This window comes from Streptomyces sp. YKOK-I1 (assembly GCF_054660435.1).
Map to the genome: position 1 here is coordinate 3,269,267 of NZ_BAAGDR010000001.1, position 18,136 is coordinate 3,287,402.

General features: G+C 71.9%; 15 protein-coding genes, 1 other RNA gene and 1 pseudogene. 7 read left to right on the top strand and 10 right to left on the bottom strand.

Translation table 11 applies throughout. The features are described 5' to 3' along the window. Window positions 1-2: 2 nt before the first annotated feature. Together ACYQ8Q_RS14105 and ACYQ8Q_RS14110 are read left to right on the top strand one after the other, a co-directional pair. A complete protein-coding gene (locus ACYQ8Q_RS14105) occupies window positions 3-194 on the top strand; it encodes a hypothetical protein (protein ID WP_460064968.1) in 192 nt (63 codons plus the stop codon). A 79-nt stretch (window positions 195-273) separates the two neighbouring features. Beyond that, the gene (locus ACYQ8Q_RS14110) at window positions 274-1,890 is read left to right on the top strand and encodes a serine/threonine-protein kinase (protein ID WP_460064970.1); all 1,617 of its coding nucleotides are present in this window, start codon (window positions 274-276) and stop codon (window positions 1,888-1,890) included. Between the two features lie 28 nt (window positions 1,891-1,918). Here the strand turns inward: ACYQ8Q_RS14110 and ACYQ8Q_RS14115 are convergent, their stop codons facing one another. The 6 genes and pseudogenes from ACYQ8Q_RS14115 to ACYQ8Q_RS14140 all read right to left on the bottom strand — a co-directional run bounded on the left by ACYQ8Q_RS14115 (window position 1,919) and on the right by ACYQ8Q_RS14140 (window position 8,465). Beyond that, window positions 1,919-4,030, bottom strand: a complete 2,112-nt coding sequence (locus ACYQ8Q_RS14115) for an AIPR family protein (RefSeq protein WP_460064973.1) — start codon at window positions 4,028-4,030, stop codon at window positions 1,919-1,921. Between the two features lie 51 nt (window positions 4,031-4,081). Next, window positions 4,082-5,383: a hypothetical protein gene (locus ACYQ8Q_RS14120; protein WP_460064976.1), complete on the bottom strand. Its 1,302-nt coding sequence runs from the start codon at window positions 5,381-5,383 to the stop codon at window positions 4,082-4,084. Window positions 5,384-5,705: 322 nt separating this feature from the next. After that, window positions 5,706-6,110: RNase P RNA component class A (gene rnpB / locus ACYQ8Q_RS14125), an RNA gene on the bottom strand. Between the two features lie 115 nt (window positions 6,111-6,225). Next, window positions 6,226-7,005 (bottom strand): annotated as a pseudogene (locus ACYQ8Q_RS14130) (DMT family transporter); the annotation flags it as partial. Between the two features lie 19 nt (window positions 7,006-7,024). Continuing rightward, entirely contained in the window at window positions 7,025-7,846 is an 822-nt protein-coding gene (locus ACYQ8Q_RS14135) for a helix-turn-helix domain-containing protein (protein ID WP_460064979.1), read from the bottom strand. Window positions 7,847-7,886: 40 nt separating this feature from the next. After that, on the bottom strand, window positions 7,887-8,465 hold the full coding sequence (locus ACYQ8Q_RS14140) for a Uma2 family endonuclease (protein ID WP_460064982.1): 579 nt from the start codon (window positions 8,463-8,465) through the stop codon (window positions 7,887-7,889). A 171-nt stretch (window positions 8,466-8,636) separates the two neighbouring features. Here ACYQ8Q_RS14140 and ACYQ8Q_RS14145 point away from each other — a divergent pair, with 171 nt between their 5' ends. Next, window positions 8,637-9,404, top strand: a complete 768-nt coding sequence (locus ACYQ8Q_RS14145; protein ID WP_460064984.1) for a MerR family transcriptional regulator — start codon at window positions 8,637-8,639, stop codon at window positions 9,402-9,404. After that, window positions 9,401-10,027, top strand: coding sequence for a hypothetical protein (locus ACYQ8Q_RS14150; RefSeq protein WP_460064987.1), 627 nt, complete (start codon window positions 9,401-9,403; stop codon window positions 10,025-10,027). Before ACYQ8Q_RS14145 ends, ACYQ8Q_RS14150 begins: the two co-directional genes overlap by 4 nt. Here the strand turns inward: ACYQ8Q_RS14150 and ACYQ8Q_RS14155 are convergent. Next, window positions 9,978-11,411, bottom strand: a complete 1,434-nt coding sequence (locus ACYQ8Q_RS14155) for an RNB domain-containing ribonuclease (RefSeq protein WP_460064990.1) — start codon at window positions 11,409-11,411, stop codon at window positions 9,978-9,980. The two genes, ACYQ8Q_RS14150 and ACYQ8Q_RS14155, sit on opposite strands and share 50 nt — an antisense overlap. Before the next feature lie 76 nt (window positions 11,412-11,487). Between ACYQ8Q_RS14155 and yaaA the strand changes: the two genes are divergently transcribed. Beyond that, complete coding sequence (yaaA, locus tag ACYQ8Q_RS14160) at window positions 11,488-12,270, top strand: peroxide stress protein YaaA (protein ID WP_460064992.1); 783 nt, start codon at window positions 11,488-11,490, stop codon at window positions 12,268-12,270. Window positions 12,271-12,344: 74 nt separating this feature from the next. Continuing rightward, window positions 12,345-13,043: a bifunctional 4-hydroxy-2-oxoglutarate aldolase/2-dehydro-3-deoxy-phosphogluconate aldolase gene (gene eda / locus ACYQ8Q_RS14165; protein WP_460064994.1), complete on the top strand. Its 699-nt coding sequence runs from the start codon at window positions 12,345-12,347 to the stop codon at window positions 13,041-13,043. Here the strand turns inward: eda and ACYQ8Q_RS14170 are convergent. Genes ACYQ8Q_RS14170 through ACYQ8Q_RS14180 form a run of 3 tightly spaced genes read right to left on the bottom strand, consistent with a single transcriptional unit; the run spans window position 13,015 to window position 16,100 of the window. Beyond that, window positions 13,015-14,493, bottom strand: coding sequence for a bifunctional RNase H/acid phosphatase (locus ACYQ8Q_RS14170; RefSeq protein WP_460064995.1), 1,479 nt, complete (start codon window positions 14,491-14,493; stop codon window positions 13,015-13,017). The genes eda and ACYQ8Q_RS14170 overlap by 29 nt on opposite strands. 12 nt (window positions 14,494-14,505) lie before the next feature. Next, window positions 14,506-15,249, bottom strand: a complete 744-nt coding sequence (locus ACYQ8Q_RS14175; RefSeq protein WP_460073308.1) for a zinc ribbon domain-containing protein — start codon at window positions 15,247-15,249, stop codon at window positions 14,506-14,508. Next, window positions 15,246-16,100, bottom strand: coding sequence for a Nif3-like dinuclear metal center hexameric protein (locus ACYQ8Q_RS14180; RefSeq protein ID WP_358998298.1), 855 nt, complete (start codon window positions 16,098-16,100; stop codon window positions 15,246-15,248). Before ACYQ8Q_RS14180 ends, ACYQ8Q_RS14175 begins: the two co-directional genes overlap by 4 nt. 847 nt (window positions 16,101-16,947) lie before the next feature. On the opposite strand from ACYQ8Q_RS14180, the gene ACYQ8Q_RS14185 reads away from it, so the two are divergent. Then, window positions 16,948-18,096 (top strand): hypothetical protein, encoded by a 1,149-nt coding sequence (locus ACYQ8Q_RS14185; protein ID WP_460064996.1) that lies wholly within the window; start codon window positions 16,948-16,950, stop codon window positions 18,094-18,096. The last annotated feature ends 40 nt before the right edge of the window (window positions 18,097-18,136 follow it).

Here is an 18,136-nt window from a genome sequence, read left to right on the forward strand (position 1 = left end):
CTGTGCCTGACATCACCTGGGAAGCACCCTTCTGCCAGGATGCGAGCAACTGTTTCCGCCTCGGTACGGACGCCAACGGCAACGGCTACATAGCTGTTGTCGGCCAAGAGGACCGCTACCTCACCGACTCCCTCGAAGCCCTGCGCACCCTCATCACCGACATCAAGGCCGGCAAGGCCGACCACCTGCTGTAACCCCTGCCGTGCGCCCCGCGAATAGGTACCGTGTACAGCGATCGACTGACGTGGCATCAGGACGACGGAGGCGCAACGCGTGTCGCAGGCACGGAGAATCGGCGAGCAGGGCCGCTATGAGCTGATCGAGGAGATCGAGTCCGGCGGTATGGGCACGGTCTGGCGGGGCTACGACGCCGTTCTCGACCGGGAGATCGCGGTCAAGCTCATCCGGCCCGATGTCGTCTCATCGCCCGCGCAGGCGAAGGAGTTCACCCGCCGCTTCGAACGCGAGGCCCGCGTCACCGCTCGGATCGGGCATCACGGCGTGCCACAGGTGTTCGACGCGGTGCTGGACGAGGCGTCGTACGACCGGCTGTACCTGGTGATGGAGTACGTGCGCGGAATCTCCCTGCGCAGCGTGCTGGCCGGTACGGAGGACGGAACGGCGGCGCTGCTCCCGGTGAGCTGGGCCGCGTCGATCGCGGCGCAGATCTGCACGGTCCTGTCGTACGCGCACGCCATCCCTGTCGTGCACCGCGACCTGAAGCCGGACAACGTCCTGATCGCCGCTGACGGCACGGTCAAGGTACTGGATTTCGGTATCGCGAAGCTGCTGGGCACGGACGTCACCCGGCTGACAGCCACCGGCAGCCAGATCGGCACCAGCCGGTACATGCCGCCCGAGCAGATCGACTGCGCGCAGATCACCCCTCTCAGCGACCTCTACGCGCTCGGCTGCGTGCTGCACGAACTCCTCGCCGGGCAGCCGGTCTTCAGCGGCGACAACGAGTACCAGCTCCAGTACCAGCACATGGAAGTGTCGCCGGAGCCGTTGCGCACCCTGCGGCCCGAGGTGCCGGAGGACCTGGAGGGGCTGACTCTGGACCTGCTGGCCAAGGTGCCCGAACAGCGTCCTGCCGATGCGTACGCGGTGTACGAGCGCCTGTCGCCGCACCTGCCGCAACCGGGATCGGCAGCCGAACCCGTGGCCTTCACCCACGACGGCTCCCCTTCCGAAGTCCCCGACCCGACGGTGGTCTACCGACAGCCGAACGCACCCCTGCGGCGGACCACGCCGCCCGCGCCCTCGCTCGGGCCGGTGGCTCCCGTACCGGTCCCGGCGCGCGCCGACACCGTGCTGCGGGACGCGATCCGGGACGCCTACGCCCGGTCCGCGGACCTCGCCGAGAGCGGGCGGTTCGCCCAGGCCGCGGACGTCCTCAAGGCGGTGATCGCCACAGCGGCCACCGCCCTCGGCGTGCACAACCCGCGTGTGCTCGGTCTGCGGCGGCAGCGCGCGGCGGTCCTCATGGCCGGCGAGGACTTCCGGCGCGCCTTACCGGAGTTCGACGCGCTGGCCGCCGTATACGCACGTACGGCGGGACCGGCCGACGAAAGCACGCTGGAGTGCCGTCGGCACGCCGCCTACTGCCGGGCCAACCTCGGCCAGGCCACAGTCGCCCTGCGGGAGTTCCAGGAGGTCCTGGAAGTCGTGTCCGACGCGGCCGGGGACGCCTCCGAAACCGCTCTCGACCTGCGCCGCAGTATCGGCGTGCTCCTCTTCTCCGAGGGCCGCCGCACCGAGGCAGAGGGAGTCCTCGACGCCCTCCACGAGGACATGTGCGTCCTCCTTGGTGAGGACCACGAGGAGACCCGCGAGATCGCCGATCTCCTCGCCCGGCTGCGCGGCCCGGAGGGACCACGCCCTTACTGACGTCCTGCCGGTGCGGTGCACACGGTAGTCAGGCCTCGTCCTCGGCCTCGTCTTCTTCGCTGTGGATGCGCTTGGCCATATCCCACAGGCTCAGGCCATCCGACGGGAACCAGCGAGCCGTTCCCTGGTTGGCCACGGGGCGCTCGTCCCACTCGGCGTCCGCCCACATCTTCGACACCAGCCCGGACGGCGAGTACTGCTGCTCGTCGTACGCCCACAGGATCGGCTTGGTCCGGTGATTGACCCAGGTCGCCTGGCGTCGCCGTTCGTCCTCGACAAGCCACTCCTCGATCGCATCGCGCTCGGGCTCGTTCAGAGCCACGTACTGGAGAGGCGCTCCGTCCTTGATGACACGACGGTCGACCAGGAGCGGCACGGTGTTCGGGCGCCGCGGCTTGCGCTCCTTCACCGCAGGTGCGGGAACGGCGACGCCATCGGCCAGATCGCCGAGAACGTGCTTCGCGAGCTCCCGGCATGTCTCCGCGGTCTGGAAGGCGGTCCTGATCTGGGGACGCGGCCCGTAACGAGTCACGATCTGATGGGTCAGCCGACGCACCAGATCCGGTACGAGGGCGGGAACCTTCTCCAGGACCTCGCTGTCCCAGTCGAAGTCGGGGTCGTCGATACTCGTGGCACCGAGATGCTGGAAGAGCAGGTGGGTGACGAGGAAGCCACCGTGCTCGGTGGTCGCGGCCTCGCGGCTGTTCTGTCCACTTCCCAGTTCGTAGACCGCGCTCCGTGTCGCGCGCAGCGTGAGCACGGAGCGCCACACCTTCTGCGGCGAGGGTTCGCGTTTGAACAGCAGAGTATGGCTGCCCGTGGAGCCCTGCTCCCAGAGGTTCTCCGTGGAACTGGCGGCCCGGGCGGCCTGTTCCGCGTCCGGGTGCAGGCACGCGAGTGCGAGAGCGAGCTCGTCCAGTGAACAACCGGTCTCGGGCGCGGCGACCGGCTCACCTCGCTTGATCACGTACTGCTTGCGCAGTTCGGCGCGCAGGTTGGCCTTGATCGCCTGGTGCACGGGTTCCAGCGCGATGTGATCGCGCTGCTCGATGGCGTTCTGCCGGTTCGCCGCCTGCGAGACCTGTACGCCGAATTTCCGGTCCTCATGCGTGTTGATGACCTTGATGCTCAGGGTGGCGTTGGCTGCGGCCTCACCGTCGTCGTGCATGGCCCTGGCGACCGCCCGTACCGTCTGAGCCCCGTTGACGATGCTCGCCCCCGACACGGTGAGAGTGGTCGGCCTGCTCTGCGGTGCCTTGGCGCTGTCGTTCTTCGCCGTGAGCGAGGTGCAGATCATGGTGATGCCATTGTTCAGGTGCCAGAATCTGGTGGGATCGGACGTGAGGGTCTGGCCGATCTCCACATTGGTGACGGTGGTCCCGAGCGGGGCCCGGAGATTCTGCTCGAACAGGCCGGTACCGTGCGTCTCGTACCACTCGGCGACGCTCTCGGCGGAGACCGTGCCCTGATAGGCCTCGAGTGGCCCCTTCTGCTGGTACCAGTCGTCAAGGCGGACGTCCAGACAGATCGGCTTCGGCCGAAGATCCGCATGGATCTGGTCATGGAAGTCTGCCGCGTACAGCACCTCGACGCTCAAGCGGGCACCGTGCTTGTTGAACTCGTCGAGAGCGTTGTTGAGAACCTCGAGCGCCGGCGGAGAGGGCTTCACTGTGCCCATCAGCGCGATGAGCAGGGTGGCCTTCTTGTTGATGATGAACGGCCTGGCTTCCAGAGCGAGGGCGCCGGCACGCTGGTTGAACTGGTCGTACAGTTCGTTCTCGATCCGGTTCAGGCCGTCCACCATCGCCTTGGCAGCGTCCACGTCGAAGGTCGCCGTGCCCTTGTCGCTCCACTTCGCCTGGACGAGCAGGGCCTGCCCGCTCTCCGGCAGGGGGGCGATGGCGTCCAATCCCTGGTCCGCGATGCCGTCCGTGACGAACCGGGCCGCCTCGGCCACCGTGCATTGGGCCACGCGTCGTACCGCGAGGGCTGCGAGAGCGCGGGAGAGGAAGCGCTGTTCGTAGTTGCCCCCGCGGAAGTGGGCGATGTCGCTGTCGTCTATCACCCCGTCGAATGTCTCGTGCAGCTGCTCGCGCACCTGCGTGACCTGGCGAGGTGTGTCCGCCCCCGAGGTGGCCATGGATGGTCGCCTTCCCACTGGTGGTGTCTTGTTGATGGTCTGGGCCCGCGCCTAGATCCCTGAGCCGTTGCCACGCTGCCGGAGGTTGAAGTCCACGACCAGCAAAGCAACACCAGCCGTGTCGATCGTGGCCTCCACCCAGTCCAAAACCACCCCGAAGGGCACTCCGCTCGCGCCGAACCAACCGTCGCGAACCAACTGGGCGAAGTGGGTCGGTGCCAGGTGGCGGATGAGCGACCCCAGGGAAAGGTCTGGAAGACCGGGTTCCGCCGCGGGCGAGAGCGCTACGGCGACCTGGTCGTAGGGGTAGATCGCACCGGAACTCGTGCGGTGCAGGGCGGCGGTGAAGGGCACCGGCTTATGAATGCGGAGAAAAAGCGGGTCGTCCAGCAAGCTGTAATCGTCGGTGCTCCGCCGGTCGGCTCTCGGCAGGCGGCGAACACGGCCGTGGAACTCGTCCAGACGGTGCCGGGCGTCAAGCGCTAAGAGCCCGTTCGGGCCGGGACGCACGTAGCGCAGCATGACGAGCGTCCGAGTGCCGAGGTGGTAGTAGTACGCGTCGAGGGAGCCCTCCCGACCGTCCAGCACCGACTGGTCGGTTATCGATGTGGCCTCGAAGTCATAGCTTCGATGACCTCCGCGACTCGCGAACGCTCGGACGACGGTCTCACCGATGCCGCTGAACCTCGTGGCCGCCCGCCCGCGGATGTCGTCGAGCATCGGCTGGACCTCAGTCCCGACAAGTCCGCTGATGAAGGCTGCCCGGGCCGCTGTCCTGTCCCAGAGCTGTATCTCCGAGAAGTCGCTCTGGGGCATCCCGGCTATCTTGGCGAAGAGCAGAAGAGCGTCACGCTCATCACGCCAGCGGAGCTCCCCCTCGTTCCAGCCTTCGGCATCGTCGAGCAGAGGCATCAACCGCTGGACTTCGGCCTCGACATCGGAGGAGATCCGCCGGAGATTGGCGAACACGGTGTCCGCGCCGACCGTGACAGGACCGCTTTCCGGTAACGACTTGGCGAGTGCGGCGTCTTGCTCGCCGCCGACGCACCAGAGTCCTGAGACAGGCACCAGGTCTCGAAGGCTTCGCGCGCGGGTGACGATGACCTTCCGGTCTCGGTCGGTCTCATGAGCAGGGCGCACGATACCCAGCCCCCAGATCCGCTCCGGTTGCTCCTCGCCGCCTTCGTCACCCTGCTGGTCGACAGGAGCAAGCAGGATCGCAAGGTGTGACTTGACCTCGGGCCAGTCGCGGCAGGGTTGGGAGTAGGACCTTTCCTTGGTGCGGTCGGCATCGAGCAGACGAAGTAAGTCGTTATCAGGACGCAGAATCGCCAGCCGCGGCGATCGCGCCAAAGACGGGAAATCTACCCGCCTTGGTTGTGCGAATGTCATCCACTCCCCCGAATCGCCTGCCACCACGCCGAGCCAGGCTCAGGGGGATGGTAGCGCGCCGACTCCAGCGTTCGGCTCACACGTCCCCAGTTCTCGCCGTCCCGGCCAGCTCTGTCACTCCGTCGCCCAGTTCCTCGGAGACCAAGCCGGAATCGACGTTGTCCCGCATGGTCGTCGAGCCGATCACTGAAGGGAGCACCGTTTCAGCTGGACGACCGTCTGTCTGCCCCCTCCCCCACCAACCGTTGCACAGAGACAAACTCTGAGGTTAAGGCCATGAAGGCAGACGAGTCGGGCTGTACGCCGGGTTCTGTCGCCCGACCGCCTCGCGGCGGCCGGGGAGACGGCCATCCATCTAGGGCCGGTGTTGCCACCGGCCTCGTGCGGTCTACCCGCGGACTCGGGCGGGCAGCCCTCCAGCGTCCGCGCAGAGCGCTTTTTACGGCGCTCCTTTTGACCTTGCTCCGGGTGGGGTTTACCTAGCTGCCCAGGTCGCCCTGGGCACTGGTGGTCTCTTACACCACCGTTTCACCCTTACCCGGCGCCGAAGCGCCGGGCGGTTTGTTTTCTGTGGCACTGTCCCGCGGGTCACCCCGGGTGGCCGTTAGCCACCACCTTGCCCTGTGGAGCCCGGACGTTCCTCGGGAAGCCCCCTAGGGGGACTCCACGCGGCCGTCCGCCCGGCTCGTCTGCCGTGTCGACCATGTTACCGGGCGGCGGTCGCGCCGAGGACCGGAGGCCGTCGCCAGGACCGAGCCCGCCAGGATCAGGGCGAAGGCCGCCAGGACGGCGACTGTCAGGGGCTCGTCCAGGAACAGGGCGCCTGCCGCCACCGCCACCGCCGGGTTGACGTACGTGATCACCGTCGAGCGGGTGGGGCCTATCTCCTTGATCAGTTCCAGGAAGGCCACGAAGGCGATCGCCGTGCAGATCGTGCCCAGGGCCGCCAGGGCGGACAGGACGGAGGCGGAGGGCATGGTGTCCGGCCGGGTCAGCGCCGCCGGGAGGGCGTAGACCACCGCGGACAGCGCCAGGCAGGGGGCGATCAGTTGCAGGGTCGGGACGTCCTTCAGGCGGCGGGCCGCGATGAGCGGGGCCGTCGCGTAGCCCACCACCGTCAGGAGGACCTCGGCCAGGGAGCGGGCGTCGCCTCCCGTCAGGTGCGGGACCGTGAGGACTCCCACTCCTGCCAGGCCCACCGCCAGGCCCGTCATCCGGCGGGCGCCCAGCACCTCGCCCTCTCCGAGGAAGCGGGCCGCGACCACGCCCACGATCGGGACTCCCGCGATCAGCAGCCCGGCGGTGGAGCTCGACAAGTGCCTCTCCGCGTCCGTCAAGGTGAACCAAGGACCGATGATCTCTATGCACGCGAAGGCCAGCATCGGCGCCCAGTGCGCCCGGACGGTCTTCAGGAAGCCGCCCTGGCGGATCGCGAACGGCAGCAGGAGCAGCGCGCCCAGCGCGCAGCGCGTGAACACCACCATGGACGGGGAGAGGTCCTCCACCGCCACCTTGATCAGCAGATAGGGAATGCCCCAGACCACTCCCATCAGGGAGAACAGGAACCAGCCGCGTGCAGTCATGGACCCACCATCGGACGTCTCAGTGCCTCGCGTCTTGAACGCTGTTGCGGTAGGCGGCCGGCGTCACGCCCAGGACCCTGCGGAACCAGCGGGTCAGGTGCGCCTGGTCCGCGAAGCCGACCAGGGGGGCCACCTCGGCGGGGCGCAGGCCGGCGTCCAGGAGGGCGCGGGCGCGGTGCACGCGGTGCTGGGCCAGCCAGGCGTACGGCGGTACCCCCATCGTCGTACGGAAGGCGCGCAGGAGTTGGTAGCGGGACAGGTCCAGGCCTGCGGCGAGATCGGCCAGGGAAGGGGGTGCCAGGAGTTCGTCGGCCAGGCGGTCGCGTACGGCGAGCGCTATGCGGTGCGCGCCGGGGACGGCGTCCGGCGCCGGATTGGCCGTCGAGTGGCGGCGGGACAGGGCCGTGAGGAGCCAGGGGAGGCGGGATTCCGCCTCCAGGGGGTCGGGGCAGGTGCTCAGGGTGGTGTGGGCGGCGCGGAAGGCCTCGGCCAGTTCCGGGTCGTCTATCAGCGGTTCGCGGAAGTGCGGTACGCCGCCGAGGACGCCGTCGGTGAGGAGAGCAGGGCCGGCGTACAGGGCGCGGTAGGCGTAGCCGTCGGTGGTGTTCCCGGGGCCGCCGGTGTGCATCTCGCCGGGGGCCAGGACGACGATGGAGCCGGGGCCGGTGCGGATGTGACCGCCCCGGTAGTCGATGATCTCCGAGCCGCCGACGCAGACGCCGACCGTGAACTCGTCATGGGCGTGCGGGGCGTACACGTGCTTGTCGAAACGGGCGGTCAGGAGGTCCAGGGGCGGGCCGCAGCGGCCGAGTCTGGCTCTTGTCCACAGTGCCTGTTCCATGCCGCGCCCCTTCTGTCCTCAGGGTGCAACACGGGGCGGGTCAGAGAAAGTCCGAGGTGTCCAGGTCGAAGGCGAAGGGCTCGGGGAGGGTGAGGGGTTTGCCGTAGGGGACGGTGCAGCGGCTGCGGTAGTCGTCCTGCCCCGGATCGCTGAGGAGGGTGACCTCGGAGATGTCGCGGTCGACCAGCAGGTAGAGCGGAATGCCCGCACGGGCGTAGCACCGGCGCTTGACCTCCCGGTCGGCCTTGGGCTTGGTGGAGGTCACCTCCAGCACCATGACGACGCCCTGGCTGGGCATCCAGGGGTCGGCACCTCGGTAGAGCTCCAGCGCGCCGGGGGCGAAGGTGCCGTCCGGGATCACATGGTCCTTGGGGCACCCCTCCGCCTTCTTCAGCCTCAGCCCCTTGTTGCCCGAGAAGTCCATGTCGGTCCGGGACTGCCTGATCACCTGGCGGACGATCCGGCTGATGTAGTGCTCGTGATCCCCGTCCGGCGGCGGCGTCACAACGATCTCCCCCTCGACGAGCTCCGCCCGGAATCCCTCCGGGGTGTCCAGGGCGAGAAAGCCGTCCAGCAGGATCTCTTCCTGCGTGAGCGGCTCATGGGCCATGGCAGTCATGTCACGCCCCTCCTTCGGTCGCTCGCCAGACTCGGGCATCGGTGGATCACCTGTCCGTGGGATCGGGAACCGTTCCCTCGATCGTGGCACAGGATCACGGCCGCGGTCGGGCACGGCGCCGAACCGCCCGCGCTTGACCCTGCCGCGACGTCAACGTCTCTACTGGGGGACATGCGGATCGGAGAACTCGCCGAGGCCGTCGGCGTCACCACGCGGGCCGTGCGGCACTACCACCATCTGGGGCTGCTGCCCGAGCCCGAGCGGCTGGCCAATGGGTATCGGGACTACACGCTGCGGCACGCGGTCGTGCTCGCGCGGATCCGGCGGCTGACCGAGCTGGGGCTCGGGCTGGCCGAGATCAGGGACGTCCTCGCCGAGGACGCGGCCGCACACGACACGGGCAAGGATCTCGTCGAGGTCCTCGCCGAGCTCGATCAGGACCTGGCCCGGCAGGAGGCGGCGATCCGGGAGCGGCGGGCCCGCTTGCGGGTGCTGCTGGAGGCGGAGCATCTGCCCGCCGAGGGGCCGGTCTCCCCGGAGCTGGCCGCGCTGTTCGCGCGGACCGCGGGCCGGCTCGCCGACTCCCCCATGGCCGCCCTGGACCGCGAGGTCCTCGCGCTGATGGAGACGGCCGCTCCCCCGGCCGAACGGGAACGGCTGCTCACGGCCCTCGACTCGCTCCTGGAGTCACCGGAGGCGGTGGCCCGCGTCGACGAGGCGTACGCCCTGCTGGACGCGCTCGCCGACGCCGACGCCGACGACCCCCGGGTGGAGGCGGCCGCCCGGCGGCTCGCCGAGTGCACCCCGCGCGAGCTGCTCCCGGACAGCGCCGTCGTCGACCACGAGCACGCGTTCCTGCGCGCCCTGTACGCCGACTTCGCCCCGGCCCAGGCGGAGGCCGTCCGCCGCACCCTGCGCATCCTCACGGAGGAGTCTTGAGAGTGGTCCGGACCGTTGTCGTGCAGGAGATACGGCTTCTCGTCAGCCTGGTGCTGTGGGTCGCCCGGCGGCTGCACGGGGTCGGGGACGGGCGGGCGTTCGGGTATGCGCGGGGGCAGGGCGCGGTGATGGCCGGGTTCGGGTTCGTGTGTGTCGTCGAGACGTTCACCATGTCGGTGCTGCTGCGCGAGTGGCCCACCGCGCACCGGGTCGTGCTGGTCCTCGACGTGTACACCCTGCTGTTCGTCGTCGGGCTGTACGCCGCGACGGCGGTGCGGCCGCACGTCCTGTACGGCGATGAGCTGCGCGTACGGTACGCCGGCCACGTCGATCTGCGGATCCCGCTGGAGCGGATCGCGGCGGTACGGCGTGAGCGCGCCCATCCCCATGAGCGCGCCGACGGCGAGCTGAACCTCGCGGTCGGGTCACAGACGTCCCTGACCCTGGAACTGACCGAGCCCGTAGCGCACTTCACCCTCCTCGGCCGCCGCCGGGACATCACCCTCGTCCGGCTGCACGCCGACGACGCCGACAGTCTCGTACAAGCCGTCGTACAAGCCGTTGTGCACGCCCTCACGCGAGAGCGAAACGCACCGTCCGGTGTGCCGGATCGGCCGCGGTGAGGCGGACGCGGAGGCGTTCGCCCAGGGGGAGCGGGTCGCCGTCGACGCGGCCGACGACCGCCGGGGACTCCAGCTGGACGGTGCCGGTGGTCGGGTGGTGGTCGTCCAGGTCGACCACGCAGCCCTCGAACACCTCGCCCACCCGGTCCTCGAGCAGCGCCGCCTCGACCAGGTCGACGCAGGCCCGTTCGACGGCGTTGGCGCGGCGTCCGCCCTCGGCCATCTCCTTCGGGAGGGCGTCCAGCGCGGCGAGGACGCCTTCGGGCGGGGGCTCGCCGGCGACGGCGGCGAGGCAGAGTTCGGTGGCGTAGCGGTCGGCGAGGCGGCGGAGGGGGGCCGTGCAGTGGGCGTAGGGGGCGGCGACGGCGGAGTGGGTGGTGATGTCCGGCAGTCTCCCGTCGCGGAAGACCGTGTAGCCGGCGCCTCGCAGCAGGGTCGTGCACTCCTGGAGGAAGGCCGCGTGGGCGGGGATGCGCGGGTCGAGGGAGCGGACGAGTGCGGCGTACGAGACGTGGTGCGGCCAGTCGATGCGCAGGGCGTGCGCGACGCGGCGCAGCCGGCCGACGGCGCCGTCGGGGGCGGGGTGCAGGGTGCGCAGGATGCCGGTGCCCGAGGCCAGCATCAGATCGGCCGCCGCCATGCCGGTGAGGAGGGAGAGCTGGGCGTTCCAGCCCTCGACGGGGAGCGGGGCGCGGTAGGTCAGCTCGTAGCCGTGGTTCCGTTCGGCGATCTCCTGTTCGGGGGCGTTGAGGGAGATGCCGCCGCGCTCGGCCTCCAGCGTCTCCCGCAGGCGGCCCACCGTGGCGAGCAGGCTCAGCGGCTCCTCCGCCGTCCCGGCGTCGATCCGCCGCTGGGCTTCCGCGTAGTCGAGCCGGGTGCGGCTGCGGACGAGGGCGCGGCGCAGGTGGACGGCGAGCGTGCGGCCGTCCGCGTCGAGGTCCACGGTCCACAGCGCGGCGGGCCGGTCCCGGCCGGGCAGCAGGCTGGCGGCGCCCTCGCTGAGGACGGCCGGGTGCAGCGGGAGCTTCCCGTCGGGGAAGTAGAGGGTGGTGACGCGGCGGTGGGCCTCCTCGTCCACCGGTCCGCCGGGTACGACGAAGGCGGCGACGTCGGCGATGGCGTACCGGACGCGGTAGCCGGTGCCCTGCCGGGACAGGTGCAGTGCCTGGTCGAGGTCGGTGGCGCCGGGCGGGTCGATGGTGAGGAACGGGATACCGGTGGCGTCGTACGGCGGCAGGGCGGGTGCCCTGGCCGCGCGTTCCGCCTCGGTCAGGACGCCGAGCGGGAAGGCGGGCGGCGCCCCGAGCTCGGTGCGCAGCCGGTCGAGGGCCTCCCGCAGGGCGGCTTCGGGGGCACCGGTCACGCGGATGTGGCGGCGGGGCATACGGCGAGCGTAGGGCGAGGGCGGCCCGGTGGCACGCCGTACGCTGTCCCGGAGCCCCACCGAGAAGGAGAACCCCGTGCTTGTCCTGCTGCCGCCCTCCGAGGGGAAGGCCTCGTCCGGTCGTGGCGCGCCGTTGAAGCTGGAGTCGCTGGCGCTGCCGGGGCTGACCGCCGCCCGTGAAGCCGTGCTCGGTGAGCTGGCCGAGCTGTGCGCGAGCGACGAGGAGAAGGCGCGCGAGGTGCTGGGGCTCAGCGAGGGACTGCGCGGCGAGGTCGCCAAGAACGCGGAACTGCGCACGGCGGGTGCCCGCCCGGCCGGGGAGGTCTACACGGGGGTCCTGTACGACGCCCTGGACCTGGCCTCGCTGGACGCGACCGCGAAGAGGCGGGCGGCGCGGTCGCTGCTGGTGTTCTCCGGGCTGTGGGGCGCCGTCCGGGTGACGGACCGGATCCCGTCGTACCGCTGTTCGATGGGGGTGAGGCTGCCGGGGCTCGGCGCGCTGGGCACGCACTGGCGTGCGCCGATGGCGGACGTGCTGCCCGAGGCTGCCGGGGACGGTCTGGTGCTCGACCTGAGGTCGGCGGCGTACGGGGCGGCGTGGAAGCCGAAGGGCGAGGTGGCCGGGCGGACCGCGACCGTACGGGTGCTGCACGCGCCGACCCGGAAGGTCGTCAGCCACTTCAACAAGGCGACGAAGGGGCGGATCGTACGGAGCCTGCTGGCGGCCGGGATCGCGCCGCAGGGCCCTGCGGAGCTGGTGGAGGCGCTGCGCGGGCTCGGGTACGTGGTGGAGGTCGGGGAGCCGGCGCGGGCGGGGACGCCCTGGACGCTGGACGTGCTGGTGGACGAGGTGCACTGAACCGACAACCAGGGCTGTTGCAGCATGTGCAATGACCTTTGCGTGTGCTGCACCCCGAGGGCAGGATGAGGCGCATGACCTCACCGCCGCCCTCCTCTTCGGCTGCCTCGGTCTCTTCGGCTGCCTCCGTCTCTTTGGCTGCCTCGGTACTGGATCTGGCGCCGGTCGTGCCCGTCGTGGTCCTCGCCGACGTGTCCGACGCCGTGCCGCTGGCGCGGGCGCTGGTGGCGGGCGGGCTGACCGCGATCGAGGTGACACTGCGGACTCCGGTCGCGCTCGACGCGATCCGGGAGATCTCCGGGGCGGTCCCGGAGGCCGTGGTCGGGGCCGGGACCGTGATCGCGCCGGAGCAGGTGACGGCGTGCGCGGCGGCGGGGGCGCGGTTCCTGGTGAGCCCGGGCTGGACGGACGGGCTGCTGAGCGCGATGCGGGCGTCCGGGCTGCCGTGTCTGCCGGGGGTGTCGACCACGTCCGAGGTGGTGGCGCTGCTGGAGCGCGGCGTGCGGGAGATGAAGTTCTTCCCGGCGCAGGCGGCGGGGGGTACGGCGTATCTGCGGTCGCTCGCCGGGCCGCTCCCCCAGGCCCGCTTCTGCCCGACGGGCGGGATCGGCCCGGACAACGCGGCGGAGTACCTCGCGCTGCCCAACGTGGCCTGCGTGGGCGGGACCTGGATGCTTCCGGCGGACGCGGTGGCGGCGCGGGACTGGGCCCGGATCGAGGACCTGGCGCGCGCCGCCTCCCGGCTCAGGGACGCAGGTGGGACGTGTCGTTGAAGAGACGGACGCTGGCGTTCCCGTCGGCGTAGTACGCCACCGCCGAGAGCGAGGCCGCCGACAGTTCCATCCGGAACAGGGACTCGGGCGGGGCGCCCAGGGCGAGCCGGACGAACGTCTTGATCGGGGTCACATGGGTGACCAGCAGGACCGTACGGCCCGCGTACGCCGCGACCAGCTTGTCGCGGGTGGCGGCGACCCGGGCTGCGGTGGCCGCGAAGCTCTCGCCGCCGCCGGTCGGTTCGGCCTCGGGGTCGCCGAGCCACCGGGTCAGGTCCTCGGGGTGGCGCTCCTGGACCTCGCCGAAGGTGAGGCCCTCCCAGGCGCCGAAGTCCGTCTCGATCAGCCCTTCCTCGATCGTCACCTCCAGACCGAGGCGGGCGGCGACGGCACCGGCGGTCTGACGGGTGCGGGCCAGCGGGGAGGCGAGGATGTGCTGGATCGTGCCGCGCCGGGCGAGCGCCGCCGCGACCCGCTCGGCCTGCTCCCGGCCCACGTCCGAGAGGGAGGGGTCGGTGCCGCCCCGGCCGGAGAACCGCTTCTGGGGGGTGAGCGGGGTCTCGCCGTGCCGAAGCAGGACGAAGGTGGCGGGGGCACCCAGATCGGGGGCGGAACCCCAGCCGACGGAGGGCTTGCGGGCGGGGGTGGCGACCGTCCGGGCCGCCCGCAGATCGGCGGCGGCCTTGGGAGCGGCGGTGACCGTCGGGACGGCGGTGACCGTCGGGACGGCGGTGGGGTCGGTGTCGGCGGCGCCGGCCGTTCCGGTGGCGGCCGACCCGGTGGCGGCCGACCCGGGTGCCGCAGCGCCCGTCGGGCTAGTCGTCTCGGTCTCCGTCGCCGTCGCCGTCGAGTCGGTATCCCTCACATCAGCCTCCGCCGAGGACGGTACACGCGCCTGTGCCAGCGCCTCGCGGGCCCTTGCCGCGCCCGCCGCCGCGTCTCCGGGCGGGCCGGCGGGTTCCGGTGCGGACGCCGCTGCGGCCCGGGTGGGCGCGGCCGTGGCCAGGGCGGCCCGGGACGCCTCCGGGTCCCACTGCTCACCGCGCCGACCCGCGTCCATCGCCTCGTTGGCGAGCCGGTCGGCGTGCTTGTTCCGCTCGCGCGGTATCCACTCGTAGGTGACCTGCGCGGGCGGGAGCAGCCGGGCCGCCTCGGTGGCCAGCGGCTTCATGTCCGGGTGCTTGATCTTCCAGCGGCCCGACATCTGCTCGACGACGAGCTTGGAGTCCATCCGCACCCGCACCGTCGCCGACGGGTCGAGTTCGAGGACGGCGCGCAGACCGGCCAGCAGCCCCCGGTACTCCGCCACGTTGTTCGTGGCGACCCCGATGAACTCGGCGCGCTCGACGAGGGTCTCCCCGGTCGCCGCGTCGATCACGACACTGCCGTACCCAGCGGGCCCGGGGTTGCCCCGCGACCCGCCGTCCGCCTCGACGATGAACTCCCGCACGCCGCGGCCCCCTTACAGCCCGGACTCGGACGTGCGCACGAGGATCCGACGGCAGTTCTCGCACCGTACGACGGTGTCGGGCGCGGCCTGGCGGATCTCGCTCAGCTCGGTGATGGCGAGCTCCTGGCGGCAGCCCTGGCAGGTGCGGGCGTAGAGCTTGGCCGCGCCGATGCCGCCCTGCTGCTCGCGCAGCTTGTCGTACAGCTTGAGCAGGTCGGCGGGGACGGACGCGGCGACAACCTCGCGCTCCTTGGTGACCGAGGCGGCCTCGCCGTCGATCTCCTCGGTGGCGGCCTCACGGCGGGCGGTCGCGTCGTCGATCTTGCCCTGGACGGCGCCGACCCGCTCGGTCAGCTCGGCGACCCGCTCCTGCGCGGACTCACGGCGCTCCATGACCTCCAGGACGACGTCCTCGAGGTCGCCCTGGCGCTTGGCGAGGGAGACGATCTCCTTCTGGAGGTTCTCCAGGTCCTTGGGGGAGGTGACCGCGCCGGAGTCCAGGCGCTGCTGGTCGCGGGCGGCGCGCTGGCGCACCTGGTCCACGTCCTGCTCGGCCTTGGTCTGCTCGCGGGCGGTGTCGCTCTCCTCGGTCTGCGCGGCCACGAGCAGGTCGCGCAGTTGCGTCAGATCCTTGGTGAGCGACTCGATCTCGGCGTGCTCGGGCAGCGACCTCCGCTTGTGGGCGAGCTGCTGGAGGCGGACGTCGAGGGCCTGGACGTCGAGGAGGCGGATCTGGTCGGCGGGCGCGGCGTTCAGTTGGGGGCTCCCATTGCGCTAGAGGTGGTGGACGCCGCGTGGGCGGTCCAGGGGTCGGTGACCGTGCGCGAGACATGGACCCTGAGGCCCCATCCGTTGCGGTCGGAGATCTCGTCGAGCTGGGCTGCGGCCAGCTCGCACCAGGGCCATTCGGTGGCCCAGTGCGCCGCGTCGAGCAGCGCGAGAGGACTGTGGGAGCGGGCCTCCGAGGCGGGGTGGTGACGGAGGTCCGCGGTGAGGAAGGCGTCCACGCCGGCGGCCCGGACATGGTCGAAGAGGCTGTCCCCGGAGCCGCCGCTGACGGCGACCGTGCGGACGAGCGCCTCGGGGTCGCCGGCCACCCGGATGCCCTGCGCGGTGGCGGGCAGCCGTTCGGCGGCGCGGGCGGCGAACTCGCGGACGGTGACCGGGTGGTCGAGCGCGCAGATCCGGCCGAGGCCGCGCCGTCCCTGGGGGTCGCTCGCGTCGGGCACGAGGGGCCGTACGACCCGCAGGTCGAGCGCGCCGGCGAGGGCGTCGCTGACGCCCGGGTCGGCGGTGTCGGCGTTGGTGTGGGCGACGTGCAGGGCGATGTCGTTCTTGATGAGGGTGTGCACGACCCGGCCCTTGAAGGTGGAGGCCGCGACGGTCGTCGTCCCGCGCAGATAGAGGGGGTGGTGGGTGACGAGCAGGCCGGCACCGAGCTTCACCGCCTCGTCGACGACGTCCTGGACGGGGTCGACGGCGAACAGCACCCGGGAGACGTCCTGATCCGGCTCCCCCACGACGGTGCCGACCGCGTCCCAGGACTCGGCCCGCTCGGCGGGCCACAGGTTCTCCAGCGCGGCGATGACTTCAGACAGACGGGGCACGGGGAAAAGGCTACCTGGCCGCTCTGCGGACCTGGGACGGCCGGGAGCGTGTGCGCGTGACACCACCGCTCTCCCCGCCGCGTCCCCGCCGCGCCGCCCGTGGCGTCCGCCGTCACGTCCGCCGCCGCGTCCCGGCCGCGCCGCCCCGCCGCGTCCCCCCGTCACGTCCCGGCCGCGCCGCCCCGCCGCGTCCCCCCGTCACGTCCCGGCCGCGCCGCCCGTCACGTCCCCGTCCACGTCGCCGCCGCGCCCCCGACGCTGCCCCGCCACGCCGCCCGCCGCATCCCCACCGCGCCGCCCGTCACGTCCCCGTCCACGTCGCCGCCGCGTCCCCGACGCTGCCCCGCCACGCCGCCCGTCACATCCGCCGCCGCATCCCCGCCACGCCGCCCGCCGCATCCCCCGTCACGTCCCGCCGCTCCCCGCCGCGCCGCTCCCTCCGCCGCATCCCCCGCCGCGTCCGCGATCACGTCCCCGCCGCGCCCCCATCTCGTCCGCCGCCGCATCCCCCAGCCGCGCCCCCGCCACGCCCACCGCAGCTCCCCTCGGCCGTGCCCCAGCCACGTCCGCCTCACCTCCCCCAACCACGCCCCCACCCCGCCCACCGCAACTCCCCTCAGCCGTGCCCCCGACCTCGTCCCCCTCCGCGTCCGCCTCACCACCCCCGACCGCGCCCCCGCCACGCCCACCGCCGCGTCAAGCCCCGCGCCCCGCAGGGAACAGCACAGCCACCCCATCCGCCTCTGATGAATCGCTTCTGCACCACTCGTACGAGGGAAGCCCCCCGCCTCCGGCTCCCCCGTCCGCGCGTGCGAAAACTAGCTTCTTCGGCGGAGGTGACCCACCCATGACGGCCTGTGCCATCGAACCCACCGCGGAGGGCGGCGACGAGGACCCCGTCCCGCCCGTCCCCCCGGCCCCCTGTGTGATCACCGCGGACGGCGCCTACGCCGCCCGCCTCGCCCGTGGACCCCACCCCGACGCGTGGTTCCCGGAGCGCTGGACCCTCGACGGCCCCGAGCCCTACGCGGTCCCGCTGCCGGTCCACCAGCCGGAGGAGCCCGGCACGGAGGTGCAGCCGCTGGCCGACGGCCGGGTGCTGATCCGCCGGTACGTCCAGGACCGGCACACCTTCTCCCTCCTCTACCCGACCGGTCCCGGCACCGGCGAGCTCCCCCTGGGCGCCGTGGAGTGCCCGGACGCGCGGGCCCGGCTGCGGCTGCTTCCCCCCGCCCCCTGCGGCGAGCGCGCCTACGCCCTCGCCGTGGGCGAGCGCACCAGCACCGTGTGGCTGGTGGCCGGCGGCGCCTTCGGCCCCGAGCGGGTCGCCGTGGTCCCGGGCCGCTGCTCGGGCGGTGTCTGGCTGGACCGTACGGGCCGCATGCTCGCCCTGGACCGGGAGCTGGGCGGCCGCACCAAGACGGTCGTGGTGGACCTGGAGCTCGGCGAGGTCTCCCCGCTGCTCCAGATCGCCGCCGACAGCGACGACCGGCTGCTGCTCGCCGACCCGGACAGCGGCCTGCTGCTGATCCGCTCGGACGCCCCCTCCCCCGGCGCGCCCCGGCTCGGCTGGGGCGTGCTCGGCAGCACCCTGCCGGTCCGGTTCCCGGAGTCCCTGCGGCTGCCCGACTGCGCGCTCACGCCGTTCGCGGTCCAGCCCGGCCAGGTACTGCTCCCGGAGCGCTGCGGGGTGGCGCTGCGCGTCGACGGCTCCTTCGGCACCTGGGTGGGCACCTGGCGCCCCGCAGAGCGGCAGCTCCATCAACTCGCCGCCCCCGAGGGCTGGCTGGCGGGCAGCGGCCTGTGGACACCGGACGGCGTGCTGAGACTGCCGTACGCCACCCGGGACGAACCCTGCGCGGTGGCCCACCTGATCCCGCCGGCCACGCCCGTGGAACCGGAGCCGGCCACACCGGAAGTGACGCTTCCGGAGCCCGCCACGCCTCGCCCCGTCCCGTTGCAACAGGCTCCCCTGGGCCGACTTGTAACGAACTAGCTGCGGTTGGCGTGGCCGCCTGGATTCGCCCCGTGGTGCG